Raw genomic sequence first — 1,621 nt, forward strand, 5'->3', positions numbered from 1 at the left:
CCTTGATTCTCATCTTCATTGCAACAGCCTCAGGACTCAGCGCAACGCGTTGCGCTGAGTCCTGAGTCGCGAATCCGGGTAGGCAACCCCAGAGGGGCCGGAATCCCCCGGCCCGCGATGGAGGGAGGCCGAAATGTCCAGACCCAAGCCGTCCGGGAGGTCGTACGGGAGGCTCACGAGGCACGAGAGGAACACGGTCGAGAGGATGCTCGACCGCAACCGCAGCGCCCGCGATATCGCCGCGGAGCTCGGCAGGTCGCCCTCGACCGTGACCAGGGAGGTTGCGGCGCACCGCTACGTCACCGCGCCGCGCTCGCGCTACGGCGAGCCCGCGCCCGCGGACCTCTCGGGGGCCTGCCCCAGGCTCTCCGCGTGGCCGAGGTGCTGCAACGGCTGCTCGCACAGGAGGGGCTACGGCTGCTCGAGGAGGCCCAGGGTGTTCTACAGCGCCAGGAGGGCGCAGGAGGCGGCCGACGCCGAGCTCTCGGCGAGCAGGTCCGGGATCGACGAGACCGAGGAGGGCGCCGCCGCCAAGCTCGCGGCCATCAGGGACGGGCTCGCGCGCGGGCTCTCCCCGCAGCAGATAGCGGCGACGACCCCCGGGCTCAGCGCCTCCACCGTCTACAGGTGGGTGGACGCCGGCTACGACGGCATGACGAACATGGAGCTCAGGCGCAAGGTCGGCTACAGGCCGAGGTCGCGCCGGGCCCCGGGGAGGGCGACGTCCCACTCGTCGCGCAGGTCGCACGCGTCGTTCCTCGCGCTCGGAGAGGACGCCTGCGCCGCGGCCTGGGAGATGGACACCGTCGAGGGCTCCAGGGGCGACTCCGCCAGGCTCCTCACGCTCCTGCACCGCCCGAGCCGCTTCCAGCTGGCCCTGCCGCTGCCGGACGGCACGTGCGCCTCGGTCCTGGCGGCGCTCTCCTCCCTGCGCGGGGTCCTCGGCGAGGACGGCGCGAGGCGCGCCTTCGGCGCCGTGCTCACCGACAACGGGAGCGAGTTCGCCGACGAGGGCGCCATCGCGGCGCTGATCGGCGAGCGGGACGGCGAGACCAGGCTCTTCTACTGCGACCCCCGGCAGAGCCAGCAGAAGGGCGCGTGCGAGAAGAACCACGTGGAGATCAGGAAGCTGCTGCCCAAGGGCGCCGGCGTCAGGTTCGACCGGCTGACGGCGGCGGACTGCGCGCTGCTCATGTCGCAGGTGAACTCCGAGCCGAGGGGGGCGCTCGGGTTCCTGACGCCGGCGCGCGTGCTGCGGATGGCCCTCAGGGAGGACGCCTCCGCCCTCATGGACGCGTTCGGGATAGAGGAGCTGGCGCCCGGCGAGCTCGACCTCACGCCCGGCTGCATCGACAGGGCCAGGGCCGCGAGGGGCGAGGGGCCGCTGGCGGGATAGGCGGCGGGCCGGGACATGGGCCGGAGGGCCCGTTGCGCTGAGTCCGGAACGGCTGCGCGGCGGGCTGGCGGAGCATGCGGCGGCGGCATGGGGGCACCGGCCTTCATAGCCTCTCCACCTGCGGAAACGATGCGACGGCCAGGTGCCGGGAGCTATTCCCGCGTTGCGCTAGCTGCGGAAACGCGGGGCCCGTTCAGGCTGTTGCGTTGAGATTGAAAATCAACC

General features: G+C 72.2%; 1 protein-coding gene. It reads left to right on the forward strand.

All coding sequences use genetic code 11. The features are described 5' to 3' along the window. Nucleotides 1-133: 133 nt before the first annotated feature. A complete protein-coding gene (locus AAAX73_RS09660) occupies nt 134-1,396 on the forward strand; it encodes an IS30 family transposase (RefSeq protein WP_349125773.1) in 1,263 nt (420 codons plus the stop codon). The last annotated feature ends 225 nt before the right edge of the window (nt 1,397-1,621 follow it).

Source organism: Collinsella sp. CLA-ER-H9 (genome assembly GCF_040092295.1).
Classification (GTDB): Bacteria; Actinomycetota; Coriobacteriia; order Coriobacteriales; family Coriobacteriaceae; genus Collinsella.